Origin of the sequence: Priestia abyssalis, from assembly GCF_002019595.1 — a bacterium.
In the GTDB taxonomy this organism is placed as follows: Bacteria; Bacillota; Bacilli; order Bacillales; family Bacillaceae_H; genus Bacillus_BA; species Bacillus_BA abyssalis.
On sequence record NZ_KV917369.1, the window covers coordinates 4384107 to 4397300 of the forward strand.

Below are 13194 nucleotides of genomic sequence, written 5' to 3' on the forward strand. Positions count from 1 at the left end.
TACCATGAAAAAACCCTTTCCAGGACCGGAAAGGGTTTGACAAAGCTGAGCATGCTGAATATTTACATGCAAGCTCGCTTTTCGCCGCCTTTCCAAGCCTCTCGGGACTTCGTTAAAAGGTATTTCTTATGATACATATGTTTTTGGCTGAATGGTTTCAACTGCTTTGATTTCCTTTGCTTTCTCCTGAGGAAGCACTAAGTTTAAAATGACTCCCACAATCGCTGCCAATGCCATTCCATGAATTTCAAGCTGATCAGAGATATGAATGGCTGCTCCTCCTACTCCCAGTACAAGGATAACCGAAGAGATGATCAGATTTCGTTTATCTCCTAAATCACTATTTGATTCAATCATCATGCGTAATCCTGAAGAAGCGATGATTCCGAATAGCAGGATGGAGACACCGCCCATCACTGCTGATGGTACGCTGGAGATGAGTGCGGTAATTTTGCCGATGAAGCCGAATGTTATGGCAATCACTGCAGCCCCTCCGATGACGAACACGCTGAATACTTTTGTAATGGCTAACACGCCGATGTTTTCACCGTAAGTCGTATTTGGCGGGCCTCCAATTAGCGCTGCAATCATCGTCGCTACCCCATCCCCTAAAACCGTACGATGCAACCCTGGGTTTTCCATATAGTCACGATCCACGATTTTATTGAGTACAAGCAAGTGTCCGATATGCTCTGATAATGTCACAACCGCAACCGGCACCATAATCAGTACAATATTCCAAGACCATTCAGGTGTGTATGAGACGAAAGGTATATAAAAGTTCGGTACTTCAAACCATGCCGCTTCTTTCACTTTCGATAAATCCATGATGCCTTGTGTGTAGGCAAATACGCTTCCGCCGACAATTCCGATTAGAACCGGAATTAATCCAATAAATCCTTTAAAGTAGATGGAGCATACAATCACAATTCCTAATGTTACAAGTGCTGTCAACAAATGCGCTGTACTATAATTTCCGTCTGCATCGTTCATGGCCATTCCTACCGCTACATTGGCCAGGCTAAGACCGATAACGATGATAATAGGTCCTACTACAATCGGAGGAAGCAATTTCATTAACCAGCTGCTTCCCGTTTTTTTAATCATTAAAGCCATAATTCCATAAACAAGACCCGATAAAAAGCTTCCCATCATTGCCGCACCCGGTCCTCCGGATGCTTGTGCCGCTAAAATCGGCGCGATGAACGCGAATGACGAACCCAGATAAGCCGGCACCCTTCCTTTCGTAATCAAAAGGAAAGCCAATGTTCCAAGTCCGCTCGCAATCAAAGCGATGGCCGGATCCAGTTTTGTTAAGTATGGAACAAGAATTGTTGCTCCAAACATGGCAAACAAATGCTGCAAGCTTAGTATAAGCCATTGAGTCGATTTCGGTTTATCTAAGACGTCTAAGACGATGTTTTTGTTTGTATTCACTGTAGCTTCCCCTCTCCATGATTTTTTTAGCCATAAAAAAACCTCTTTATGCCTATGAGTGCACAAAGAGGGTAACGCAAGCAGGCTGACCCTGCACTTCATCTTCCAAGATAAGTGCAGCGGACATCCGCTTCGTTCCTTTTGCAGCCTCACAGGACCACCTTTAAAAGGATTCTCTATTCTTTTTCATAAATGCTGACTTGATCTGTTTTATCCACTTCTGCTAATTGGACAACTATTTTTTCACTGCTCGCCGTCGGAATATTTTTGCCGACGTAGTCTGCACGAACCGGTAATTCACGGTGCCCCCGGTCTACTAATACGGCTAACTGAATTTGTCCCGGTCTGCCGATATCCATCAACGCATCAAGCGCTGCCCGAACTGTTCGTCCCGTATATAATACATCATCAACTAAAATCACTTTTTTATTATTGATGTCGACTGGAATATCAGAACCTTTTACAAGCGGCTCTTCATTATTCGTCACTTTCGTCAAATCATCCCGATACAATGTGATGTCCAATTCGCCTACGGCAATCGATTTCCCTTCAATCTGTTCGATTCGCTCGGCCAATCGCTTCGCTAAATAAATGCCTCGCGTTTTGATTCCAACCAGCACACAATTTTCGATTCCTTTATTGCGCTCAATAATTTCGTGTGCGATACGTGTTAATGCACGTCGAACAGCTTGTTCGTCTAATACCATTGCTTTTAAGTTCATGGCCATCACCTCTTTTTGCTTGTTATGTTCTTATCTTCGGCTATCAAAAAGCCCTCTCACCTTAAAGGCGAGAGGGCACAGTTATCCTGCAAATGTATATACTCCTCCGTATATACTAACCGTTTCCTTCTCAGCCTCACGGGACTGTTCTTAAAGGTTCATTTATTTAACTAAACACATTATTACATGATTCTAATTGAGTGTCAACTTCTTTTTTCTAATAGCTCAAGCATCTCTTGAAATTCTTGCGGCAACGGTGCTTCAAACTCTTGATACTCTCCGGTGCGTGGATGAACAAAGCCTAAGATGCCGGCATGAAGTGCTTGTCCATTAATAGGCAGTGTTTTTTTCGGGCCGTATTTAGGATCTCCGGCAAGGGGATAGCCAATATATTTCATGTGAACGCGTATCTGATGCGTACGTCCTGTTTCTAATTGGCATTCAACTAGTGTAAAATCTTTAAAACGTTTCAATACGGTAAAATGGGTCACAGCTTCTTTACTGTTTTCATCCGTCACTGTCATGCTTTGACGATCATGGCGGTCACGGCCGATCGGCGCATCAATGGTTCCATGATCATGGGCAATCACACCATGCACGATGGCCTTGTAACGTCTCGTCACCGTTTTATTGACAAGCTGATTAACAAGTGACTCATGAGCCATATCATTTTTGGCAACCATTAATAAACCCGATGTATCTTTGTCGATGCGGTGGACAATCCCCGGTCTTAATACGCCATTAATGCCAGATAAATCGGTACAATGGGCCATTAATCCATTCACTAATGTTCCCGTCAAATGACCAGGCGCCGGGTGAACAACCATTCCTCTCGGCTTGTTTACGACCAATACATCTTGATCTTCATAATAAATGTCTAAATTCATCTCTTCCGGCAACACATCCAAGGCTTCCGGCTCTGGAATTTCAATGACTACATGATCAGCAGCTTTACATTTATAATTTCCTTTGACTGCTGCTCCGTTCACTTTTACCACTTCATCTTTAATCCATTGTTGAACCTGCGTTCTTGACCACTCCGAATTGATAGTCGATAGCACTTTGTCAAGGCGCTCAGATTGATATTGCTCATTAATGGTTAATTCAATTACTTCCATTAAGTGTTCTCCTTTGTTGTTTTTCCTTCAAATAAAGTTAAGACAAAAATCAGTCCTACTCCAATCACTAAGGCAGAATCGGCTACATTAAAGATTGGAAAATCATACGTAAAAATGTATGTATTGATAAAGTCGACTACTTCTTTACGCCAAACCCGATCGATAAAATTTCCGATGGCCCCGCCAAGCATGAGACCTAATGCAATTCCAAGCATTCTCTCTTCTCGTTTCAACCGTTGAATGTAAAAAACGAGTGCGATGATGACAATCGCCGTGATAATATAAAAAAACCACATTTGCCCTTGTAAAATTCCCCAGGCAGCTCCTCGATTGCGATGCGAAGTAATATAAAGAAAGTTAGGGATGATTTCGATGCTTTCGCCAATCTCCATTTGCTTCACAACCATCCACTTGGTTACTTGATCAAGGGCGATAACAAAAACAGCAATTAAATAATAAAGCACGCTAGTTCCCCCTCATATGAAATGAACGACTATGTCCTAATGCATTTTAGCACAAATACCCGTTCGATTTAAAGGGATTGTTTCAGTAATCAGCCGTTAATGGATAAAGTATATGTCTTTTTCTGTTCTGGCAGTCGGAAGCACTTTCAATTTTTTTAATGGAATTGGCTCACCTGTCAGTTCGTCAATCCCAAATACCCCGATATCAATTTTCAGCAGCGCTCTCTCCACATCATCCAAATCTTCTTTTATATATTGTACTAAGTTTTCACGTTTCTCTTGTACGTACTGATTATTTCCTGTTTCGTACTTTTGTAAAGAAGACTCCAATTCTCTTCTCATCATTTCCAGCTCGACTTTAATACTTGAATAGGGATGATGCTGCATAATCCTGCCTCCTTTGAAATGGGTTATACAAAGAACTATTCAGGTTGGGAATCTTACTTGCTTCAAAATAGTATCTATATTTTATCCGTCTTCGGTTCATCTTTGACTCACAACTTTTACCTATTGTCAAGAACCGTTTAAACGATGGCAATTGCCAATTTACTGTAATATTTCTAAGGGATATGTTCAATGACAGCATATCTCTTATTTCTCATATCCAATTCGTTATGGTTATCCCGCTTTAGAGTACCAAAAACCCCAATCAAAAAAGCGCCGGGAAAATCCTGGATTTTCCGGCGCTTCATTTCTTTTATGATTAGATTATTCAGCGTAATTTTGTTTTACTACATCTGCACAACGCGTACATAACGTCGGATGATCGGAATCTTCACCGACAGTCGATGTAACGACCCAGCAACGGTCACACGTTTCCCCTTCTGCTTTTTCAACGACAATCGCTGTACGTTCAAATACTTGAGCGTTGGCAGGTGCGTCCTCTTTCACACCTGCAATCTCCAGACCAGAAACGATAAACAGCTGTTTTACATTTTCTTGAATAGAGTCAAGCAATGCTTTCGTTTCCGAATTTGGATAAAGCACAAGTTTTGCCGTTAACGATTTACCAATCACTTTTTCGTTACGAGCTGTTTCAAGCGCCTTTAAGACGTCGTCTCGAAGGGCCATGAACGCATCCCACTTCTCTTCAAGTTCTGCTGCATCTGCCATGTCACGAGTTTCCGGCATATCAACAAGCTGTACACTCTTTTCTTTTGCATTTGGGATATGCGCCCATACCTCGTCAGCTGTATGCGCTAAAATTGGTGCAACAAGTTTCGTTAAAGCGATCAAAGTATCATAAAGAACCGTTTGGATGCTGCGGCGTTCATGATGATTCGATGCCTCGATGTAAAGAACATCTTTTGCAAAGTCGAGATAGAAAGCACTTAAATCAATCGTACAGAAGTTATTGACTGCATGGTAAATTGCTGCAAAGTCATAGGTGTCATATGATTTTCTTACTTTCGCCACCAATTTGTTCAATTTTACAAACATGTAACGGTCCACTTCACGCAGATTGTCGTAAGCAATCGCATCCGTGTCAGGATTAAAGTCAGCCAAGTTACCAAGCAAGAAGCGGAACGTATTGCGAATTTTACGGTATACTTCTGCTACTTGTTTTAAAATGTTATCAGATACACGTACATCTGCTTGATAGTCAACCGACGCTACCCATAAACGCAAAATATCGGCACCAAGTTGATCCATGACTTTGGCAGGAACAACAACGTTTCCTAACGATTTACTCATTTTACGGCCTTCTCCGTCCAACGCGAAGCCATGGCTTAATACGCCTTTATAAGGGGCTTTGCCTGTCACCGCTACACCTGTTGATAAAGAAGAGTTAAACCATCCGCGATATTGGTCAGAACCTTCTAAATAAAGATCCGCTGGACGCTGTAAGTCTTCACGCTCTTCCAAAACAGCTTGATGTGAAGAACCAGAGTCGAACCAAACGTCCATAATGTCTGTTTCTTTTGTGAAACGTCCGCTTGGGCTGGATGGATGTGTAAATCCTTCCGGCAATAATTCTTTTGCTTCACGCTCAAACCATACATTTGACCCATGTTCTCTAAATAGATTCGATACATGTTCAATTGTTTCATCCGTAATGATTGGCTCTCCATCTTCACCGTAAAACACCGGAATTGGCACACCCCATGCACGCTGACGGGAAATACACCAATCACCGCGGTCACGAACCATGTTGTACAGACGAGTTTCTCCCCATGCAGGCACCCACTCTGTTTCTTCAATCGCTTTTAATAAATCTTGACGGAAATCTTTAATAGAAGCGAACCATTGTGCTGTTGCACGGAAAATCGTCGGCTTCTTTGTACGCCAGTCATGCGGATAAGAGTGCGTAATGAATGTTAATTTTAAAAGAGCACCCGCTTCTTGAAGTTTTTGTGTAATCGGTTTATTTGCTTCATCATAGAACAGACCTGCAAATTCACCAGCTTCTTTTGTCATATAGCCTTTTTCATCAACTGGACACAATACATCTAAGCCGTATTTTTGTCCGATGATAAAGTCATCTTCCCCGTGACCAGGAGCTGTATGAACACACCCCGTACCAGCATCTGTCGTTACGTGATCGCCAAGCATAACAAGAGAATCGCGCTCATATAAAGGATGCTTCGCTACAACATGTTCCAATTCTGCACCTTTAACAGTACGAACAACTTCATGTGTCTCCCATTCAACCGCTTTTGCTACAGACTCTAATAATTCGGACGCAATTACGTATTTTCCGCCATTCGCCGCAACTACACTGTATTCAAGGTCTGGATGTACAGAAATACCGAGGTTAGCAGGCATTGTCCACGGTGTTGTTGTCCAGATGACGATTTGCTCATCATTGTTCAATACACCTTTTCCGTCTTTTACAGGGAACGCTACATAAATAGAAGGTGATTTTTTATCGTAATATTCAATCTCCGCTTCCGCTAAGGCAGATTCACTAGAAGGAGACCAGTAAACCGGTTTTAAGCCTTTGTAAATATAGCCTTTTTTCGCCATTTCACCAAACACTTTAATTTGCTGCGCTTCATATTCAGGCTTCAGTGTAACATATGGATTATCCCAGTCACCCCGGACCCCTAAGCGTTTAAATTGCTCGCGCTGACGGTCAATTTGTTCCCATGCATATTCTTCACATAATTTACGGAACTCTGCAACGCTCATTTCTTTGCGGTTCACTTTTTTATTTTTAGTCAGTGCCGTTTCAATTGGCAGTCCGTGTGTATCCCAGCCCGGCACATAAGGTGAGCAAAAACCAGCCATTGATTTATAGCGGACGATAAAATCTTTTAAAATTTTATTGAGGGCATGCCCCATATGAATATCACCGTTTGCATACGGAGGGCCGTCATGCAAAATGAAGAAAGGACGTCCTTTTGTACGTTCTTGCACTTTTTCATAAATATTCATTTCTTCCCATTTTTGCTGCATATCTGGTTCGCGCTTCGGCAAGTTTCCGCGCATCGGAAATTCCGTTTGCGGCATGAGTAATGTGTCTTTGTATTCCATGTTTGAACCTCCATTTTTTATGATTAGAAAAGCGGAGCAAGCCCAGTTCCAGCTAAGAACGGTCACGTCCTGTGACCAACGCTGTAACCCTCGCCATCCATAGGACATTGTAACTTCTGAGAAGGAGTCGCTTTTTGACTCTGCAGGAAGAAATGAAATGACCGTAGGATGTAGCGTGCGCAGCTAGACAAATAAAAAAAGACCTTCTCATCCCAAAAAGGGACGAGAAGGTCTCCCGCGGTACCACCCTTGTAGACTTTATGTATAACCAATAAGGCAAAGTCCTCTTTAACATTCTTAACGCGAATGAAACGCCGTTGTCTACTGTTAGTTCGACAAGGAACTCCAGGGCGATGTTCATTTCTTCGTTTTATACCGAGCTCCCACCGTCCTCGATTCGCTTATAATAAAACAACTGAAGAAATTACTGTCCCTTTCCTCGTTACAATCATCATATTCGGTTGTTCAAAAAATCCGGGAAAAATCGCTGTCGAACTTATCCGCCACTTTTGAACACTTACTCCAAAGAAATCGTGATAAAATTATATGACAGTTTTTATTAAGAAGTCAAGACAACATTCTTAATCTTCTAATTTTGGATCAAAAGCAGACACTTCGTATTCCATTAAATGATCCCAATCATCATTATCAAGCATTTCAAGTTGCGCTTCAATAAGCATCTTGAATCTCGTACGGAAAACTTTGGATTGTTTTTTCAATTCTTCAATGTCAATGGCGATTTTACGTGACTTTGACAAAGATTCATTGATAATGCGGTCTGCGTTTTTTTCTGCTTCTTTAATGATGAGCTTTGCTTCTTTTTGCGCATTCCGCTTTACCTCTTCCCCAGCTTCCTGCGCAATCAGTATCGATTTATTCAAAGCGTCTTCAATATTAGTAAAATGGCCGATTTTCTCCGTTAATTCATGAACTTTCGTCTCCAGCTCTTTCTTTTCACGGATTAATTGCTCATAGTCTTTAATGACTTGATCCAAAAACTCATTTACTTCGTCTTCATCGTATCCGCGAAACCCCTTATTGAATTCCTTATTATGAATATCTAAAGGTGTTAAAGGCATTTCAAGCCACCTCCACGTTGTCTCATTCTCCAATTCTGAACATAAATTTTCGACGTTTTTTATCTATTTCCTGCTTTTTACACAGTTTATTTTTGCATTCCGACATTAATTCGCCATTTTTCTTTTTTGGTCTTTCCATCGATAGACATGATTCTGCTTCTGCCGTGTCCTCTTAAAGAGAGAATATCTCCCTCTTTGCACTCAAACGAAGACTGCTCGATCACTTTAAAATTCACTTTTACATGACCGTGCTCAATAAAAGGCTGTACCTTTTGCCTCGATAAGCGATAAACGTTTGAGAGAACGACATCCAATCGCAAAGACGACACAGTGATGGAGTGTTCTATCCATTCTTCTTTTGAATGGATTAACTCTTGTTTAGAAATATTTTCTAACATCACTTTCGCCTTTCCTACAGATTGCAAATTCATTTCTACATATGACGCCACTTCTTTGGCGACGATGAGTTGAATCCGGTCTCCATTGACCAAAATATCCCCGAATTTTGAGCGTCTTAAACCAAGGGACATCATCGCTCCCAATACTTGAGGATGCTCAATCGATAAAAACCTGCTCGCATACATGAGGTCATAATAAACCAGTTGGAAATCTTCATCTTCTGGTTCATAATAATCAGGATATAAAAGCGCACGCTTTCGTTCCGTTCCCCCTGCAAATTGAACGTTTACGTCCCCTTCCTTTCCAACAATGCTTTCTATGATTTGCTGCTCGCGAGGATCAAGAAAGTCCGTCAGCTTCGGGGCATATTGTGTTAATACATCTTCTTTCCACTCCAGAACAGCATCAATGAACTCATGCTCTTCTTTACGGAAATGCTGGTAAATACTCATAAGATCTCTCCGTATTCATCCTTTTGCCAGCTAAAAAAGGAACCGTTGAGATTCCTTTGCCAGGTTATTCAAAAAGTTTAGGAGAATATCCTCCTTTTTGAATACATACTTTACGTTAAATAAGATTTAACATATGAAATAAAGCGTATACGCCCTCTTTTGCAAAACGCAGCACGAAAATTGCTACGATAGGTGAAAAATCGATCATCGCTAAAGGAGGGATGATTTTTCGAAAGGGCTCTAAATAAGGTTCACAAATGTTCGCCAGCATTTGTCCGAATCTGGATTCTCTTACATTCGGTACCCATGACATTAAAATGTAAATAATGAGTGCCCATGAGTAAAGTTCAATCAAGTTGACTAATATAACTGCTACTGTTCCCATAAAAGGTTACCACCTCTTTATCGTCTGTTCGGTCTCGGTTAAAATATCCGAAATATTTCCTGAAACTTCTACCGTATCAGGAGTGCATAAGAAAATGTTCGGACCAATTTTTTGAGCATCTCCGCCCAACGCATATACGGTACCAGTCAAGAAATCGATGATTCGAACGGCTTGATCATGAGAGACGCGATGCAAATTCACTACAACCGCTTTTTTTGATTTTAAATGATCGGTAATTTCCTGTGCTTCTGCATATACTCTCGGCTCGCACAATACCATTTTCGTTGATTTTTGAACGCTTTGCAAACTAATCACATTTTGCCCCTTTGACGTTTTTTGCTGTTTGAGCGGCTCGGTTTCCTCTTCCCTCATCGGCAGTTCCTCTTCTTCGTACTCCTGTTCATCGTCCATGGCAAAGAAAGTCTTAAATTTATTTTTCAACCCCATAATAAGGTGCCTCCTTAAAATTCTTTTCCCACAAGAATCGTTCCTAATCGAATAAAAGTTGCGCCTTCTTCAACTGCAATCTCAAAATCGTTTGACATGCCCATAGAAAGTTCAGTACAAGGTGCATACGTAAGATTTAAAGCTTGTACATCGTGTTGAAGTTTTTTTAGGGTTCTAAAACAAAGCCGGATCAGCTCTTCATCTTCCGTAAATGGGGCCATTGTCATTAAGCCGACTACTTCAATATTAGAGTAAGGTTCAAGCTCCTTAATGAAAGAGATAACCTCTTCCGTACTTAAACCATGTTTGGACTCCTCGGCAGAAGCATTGACTTGAACAAAGCACTTGACCGTCCCATCTGCACGACCATGAATTTCCTTCGCCAGTGAAAGACGGTCCAATGAATGGATATAGTCGACTTTATCAATGATGTTTTTTACTTTTCGTGATTGCAGCGTCCCGATAAAGTGCCACTGAGCACGGTCACCGATGGCATCGTATTTGGCGGAAAATCCCTGATCACGATTTTCGCCTACATGCTTGATACCTGCCTTGACCGCTTCTTGTGCCCTTTCAATGGATACATACTTCGTTACCGCTACAATATGAATGTCCTGAGGATTGCGATTGGTCCGCAAACAAGCTTCCTTAATCTGTTCTTGGATTTGTTCTAGATTGTCTTGAACTGTCACTATAAATTCAATCCTCCCTGTAACCAATAAAACTTAACATTCGTCCAGTTTTCCCTCCATCACGACGGTGAGAAAAAAAGACATCTTCTCTGCAGCTCGTACATAAATCTGATACCAACAAATGATCTTCTTGAACTCCAGCTTTTTGCAAAAGATGTTTATTTACCTCTTTTAAATCGAGTGAATACTGACCCTCACTTACAACTGTATAAAAAGGAGAACCACCATTGTCAGCACCCAGTACATTTTTGACTAGATCGATGACCCGGTCATCCACAATATAACAACAACCTTCAATCGCCGGACCAATGGCTGCATAAATGTCATTCAACGGAATGCCTTCTTCGGTCCACCTCTTAATCATTTCTCCTCCGATGTCTTCAACTGTACCCTTCCAGCCTGCATGGGCCAATCCAATCATGCCATGCTTCGGAGCAAGAAAATAGAGCGGAACACAATCAGCAAAGCATAAAGTAAGAAGAAGCCCTTTTCTGTTTGTATAAATACCGTCCGTTTGCGGAACTCCTTCTTTATAATCGTATACCCCTTTTTCTGAATCTGCTTCTGTGACCTTTACGATAAGGTTTTTATGTACTTGCTCTGCACATACCCATTTTGAAAGAGGCATCTTTAGCTGATCAGCCACTGTTTGCCGATTGGCAACTACTGTTGACGGCTTATCTTGAACGTGCAAACCTAAATTCAGCGTTTCGTAATCCTCTTTGCTGAATCCTCCGTTTTTTGTCGTAAAACCTACTACTAGTTTGTCGCTTAATTCCATCCACGGACGCAAAAAAAGCAGGGATTCGACATGTTGAAATTGAAAAGGCTCCAAATTCCTCAAATTGTGCACTTCCCTTTTGTGTTCTCCATTACTTGCACTTATTGTACCATATATTGATTAAAACTGTTTGCAAAAAATAAATTATTCATCTTCATATTCAGCTGTTTCTTTATATCTCACAAGAATAACATCCGTTCCTATTTTAACGATATTTCGCCACGGGATGACAATATCATCATCTTTCCCAAAAAAACCAAGCACTCTTCCCATATGTTGAATGACAACAGCCTCGATTTTTCCCGTATTTAAGTTAATATCAATATCGGCAACATTCCCCAGCTTTCGCCCATCTGCCACATTAACGACATCTTTCGTCTGAAACTCCGAAATCTTGATCATACTATTCTCCCCTCTCCATCATTCCTCTCTACATATATATTTTCCTCTCCTCCTCTTCATGAGAAATTTGCTCTTTATTCTTTTTCTTTTTCTTACTGAGGAGGGCGCTCTCCCCTCCTCAGTAAAAAAACTTTTCCCCAAAGGGGAAAAGTTTTTTTAACTTTGGATATTCTTGTTCATCTGCTTAATAGCGGCTTTCTCCAGCCTTGACACTTGCGCTTGGGAAATGCCGATTTCTTCGGCCACTTCCATTTGTGTTTTCCCCTGGAAAAAACGCTTACGCAAGATTAATTTTTCACGTTCATTTAAACGCCTCATGCCTTCCTTCAGCGCAATTTCCTCTATCCAATTAGAGTCACGGTTCCGTTCGTCACTTAATTGATCCATCACATAAATCGGATCTCCTCCGTCATTGTAAATGGGTTCAAATAGAGAAACCGGATCTTGAATGGCATCCAAAGCAAAGACAATCTCTTCGTGAGGGACATCCAGTACCCTCGAAATTTCTTCTGCAGTTGGCTCTTTTGATGTTTCACTCATTAATTTCTCTCTCACTTGCAGCGCTTTGTAAGCAATATCACGAAGAGAACGGGATACACGGATGGGATTATTATCCCTTAAATATCGCCTGATTTCTCCAATAATCATAGGCACTGCATACGTAGAGAACTTTACATTTTGGCTTAAATCAAAATTATCAATAGATTTCATTAGTCCAATACAACCTACTTGAAACAAATCATCCACGAATTCTCCGCGGTTGTTAAAGCGTTGTATTACACTTAATACTAGTCTTAAGTTTCCACTTACAAGTTTTTCTCTCGCCGTGGGATCGCCGCTTTGCATTTGTCTAAACAACAGACGCATTTCATCATTCTTTAGTACAGGGAGTTTTGAAGTATCTACGCCACAAATTTCTACTTTGTTTCTTGTCAATTCTTTCCCTCCTAACAGGAGATGATGTTCAGAGTTCAGTATCTCCCTGGCAGGAAAAAATATGCACTTTAACAATTCTGACTATTGTTAAGAAGAGGGGAGGGCTTCTAGCCCTCCCCTCTTCTTAACAGCCGTTTCATGGATATGAAACGGCTTAAAAACATTCGTTTATTGTTCAAAATCAAGACAATTAACAAAAAAATTATTTTATCTTTAGTTTTCTTTTCATTCGAATGAGTTAAAAATTAACACTGAATATTAACATACCCTGAAATTAAAAAGCACTTATATGAACCACGCTTAATTTTTTAACTTTCACTCTATACTTCTCTTTAAGTCTTTTTGTTTTTGCCTTCTTGAATACACCTTCAAAGGTTCTCATATAAGCGGATGGCAAGAACCC

General features: G+C 40.9%; 14 protein-coding genes and 1 other annotated feature. All 14 genes read right to left on the reverse strand.

The window, feature by feature from the left end; translation table 11 throughout:
• Positions 1-126: 126 nt before the first annotated feature.
• The 14 genes from BK575_RS20865 to sigG all read right to left on the reverse strand — a co-directional run bounded on the left by BK575_RS20865 (position 127) and on the right by sigG (position 12833).
• Positions 127-1437 (reverse strand): solute carrier family 23 protein, encoded by a 1311-nt coding sequence (locus tag BK575_RS20865; protein WP_235867428.1) that lies wholly within the window; start codon positions 1435-1437, stop codon positions 127-129.
• A 176-nt stretch (positions 1438-1613) separates the two neighbouring features.
• On the reverse strand, positions 1614-2159 hold the full coding sequence (gene pyrR, locus BK575_RS20870) for a bifunctional pyr operon transcriptional regulator/uracil phosphoribosyltransferase PyrR (RefSeq protein ID WP_078413409.1): 546 nt from the start codon (positions 2157-2159) through the stop codon (positions 1614-1616).
• A gap of 203 nt (positions 2160-2362) precedes the next feature.
• A complete protein-coding gene (locus tag BK575_RS20875) occupies positions 2363-3277 on the reverse strand; it encodes an RluA family pseudouridine synthase (protein ID WP_078413411.1) in 915 nt (304 codons plus the stop codon).
• Positions 3277-3741, reverse strand: a complete 465-nt coding sequence (lspA, locus tag BK575_RS20880; protein WP_078413413.1) for a signal peptidase II — start codon at positions 3739-3741, stop codon at positions 3277-3279. Before lspA ends, BK575_RS20875 begins: the two co-directional genes overlap by 1 nt.
• 96 nt (positions 3742-3837) lie before the next feature.
• Positions 3838-4128 carry a TraR/DksA family transcriptional regulator gene (locus BK575_RS20885; protein WP_078413415.1) on the reverse strand — a complete coding sequence of 97 codons (291 nt, stop codon included), beginning with the start codon at positions 4126-4128 and terminating at the stop codon, positions 3838-3840.
• A gap of 321 nt (positions 4129-4449) precedes the next feature.
• A complete protein-coding gene (gene ileS, locus BK575_RS20890; protein ID WP_078413417.1) occupies positions 4450-7218 on the reverse strand; it encodes an isoleucine--tRNA ligase in 2769 nt (922 codons plus the stop codon).
• A gap of 215 nt (positions 7219-7433) precedes the next feature.
• Positions 7434-7667: a binding site (T-box leader), on the reverse strand.
• Between the two features lie 132 nt (positions 7668-7799).
• Entirely contained in the window at positions 7800-8297 is a 498-nt protein-coding gene (locus BK575_RS20895; protein WP_078413419.1) for a DivIVA domain-containing protein, read from the reverse strand.
• Positions 8298-8383: 86 nt separating this feature from the next.
• Positions 8384-9148 carry a YlmH family RNA-binding protein gene (locus tag BK575_RS20900; protein WP_078413421.1) on the reverse strand — a complete coding sequence of 255 codons (765 nt, stop codon included), beginning with the start codon at positions 9146-9148 and terminating at the stop codon, positions 8384-8386.
• Positions 9149-9263: 115 nt separating this feature from the next.
• Positions 9264-9533: a YggT family protein gene (locus tag BK575_RS20905; RefSeq protein WP_078413423.1), complete on the reverse strand. Its 270-nt coding sequence runs from the start codon at positions 9531-9533 to the stop codon at positions 9264-9266.
• Positions 9534-9539: 6 nt separating this feature from the next.
• On the reverse strand, positions 9540-9980 hold the full coding sequence (locus BK575_RS20910) for a cell division protein SepF (protein WP_078413436.1): 441 nt from the start codon (positions 9978-9980) through the stop codon (positions 9540-9542).
• A gap of 14 nt (positions 9981-9994) precedes the next feature.
• Entirely contained in the window at positions 9995-10672 is a 678-nt protein-coding gene (locus BK575_RS20915; protein ID WP_078413438.1) for a YggS family pyridoxal phosphate-dependent enzyme, read from the reverse strand.
• 7 nt (positions 10673-10679) lie between these two features.
• A complete protein-coding gene (pgeF, locus tag BK575_RS20920; protein WP_078414902.1) occupies positions 10680-11453 on the reverse strand; it encodes a peptidoglycan editing factor PgeF in 774 nt (257 codons plus the stop codon).
• Between the two features lie 144 nt (positions 11454-11597).
• Positions 11598-11855, reverse strand: coding sequence for a YlmC/YmxH family sporulation protein (locus BK575_RS20925; protein ID WP_078413440.1), 258 nt, complete (start codon positions 11853-11855; stop codon positions 11598-11600).
• Positions 11856-12011: 156 nt separating this feature from the next.
• On the reverse strand, positions 12012-12833 hold the full coding sequence (gene sigG, locus BK575_RS20930; RefSeq protein ID WP_204524914.1) for an RNA polymerase sporulation sigma factor SigG: 822 nt from the start codon (positions 12831-12833) through the stop codon (positions 12012-12014).
• Positions 12834-13194: the final 361 nt, after the last annotated feature.

Bases quoted from the DNA above. Each gene is read 5' to 3' on its own strand.
- pyrR (WP_078413409.1), bottom strand. From the start codon at position 2,159: ATGAACTTAAAAGCAATGGTATTAGACGAACAAGCTGTTCGACGTGCA.
- BK575_RS20875 (WP_078413411.1), bottom strand. From the start codon at position 3,277: ATGGAAGTAATTGAATTAACCATTAATGAGCAATATCAATCTGAGCGC.
- BK575_RS20885 (WP_078413415.1), bottom strand. From the start codon at position 4,128: ATGCAGCATCATCCCTATTCAAGTATTAAAGTCGAGCTGGAAATGATG.
- ileS (WP_078413417.1), bottom strand. From the start codon at position 7,218: ATGGAATACAAAGACACATTACTCATGCCGCAAACGGAATTTCCGATG.
- BK575_RS20895 (WP_078413419.1), bottom strand. From the start codon at position 8,297: ATGCCTTTAACACCTTTAGATATTCATAATAAGGAATTCAATAAGGGG.
- BK575_RS20900 (WP_078413421.1), bottom strand. From the start codon at position 9,148: ATGAGTATTTACCAGCATTTCCGTAAAGAAGAGCATGAGTTCATTGAT.
- BK575_RS20905 (WP_078413423.1), bottom strand. From the start codon at position 9,533: ATGGGAACAGTAGCAGTTATATTAGTCAACTTGATTGAACTTTACTCA.
- BK575_RS20910 (WP_078413436.1), bottom strand. From the start codon at position 9,980: ATGGGGTTGAAAAATAAATTTAAGACTTTCTTTGCCATGGACGATGAA.
- pgeF (WP_078414902.1), bottom strand. From the start codon at position 11,453: ATGGAATTAAGCGACAAACTAGTAGTAGGTTTTACGACAAAAAACGGA.
- BK575_RS20925 (WP_078413440.1), bottom strand. From the start codon at position 11,855: ATGATCAAGATTTCGGAGTTTCAGACGAAAGATGTCGTTAATGTGGCA.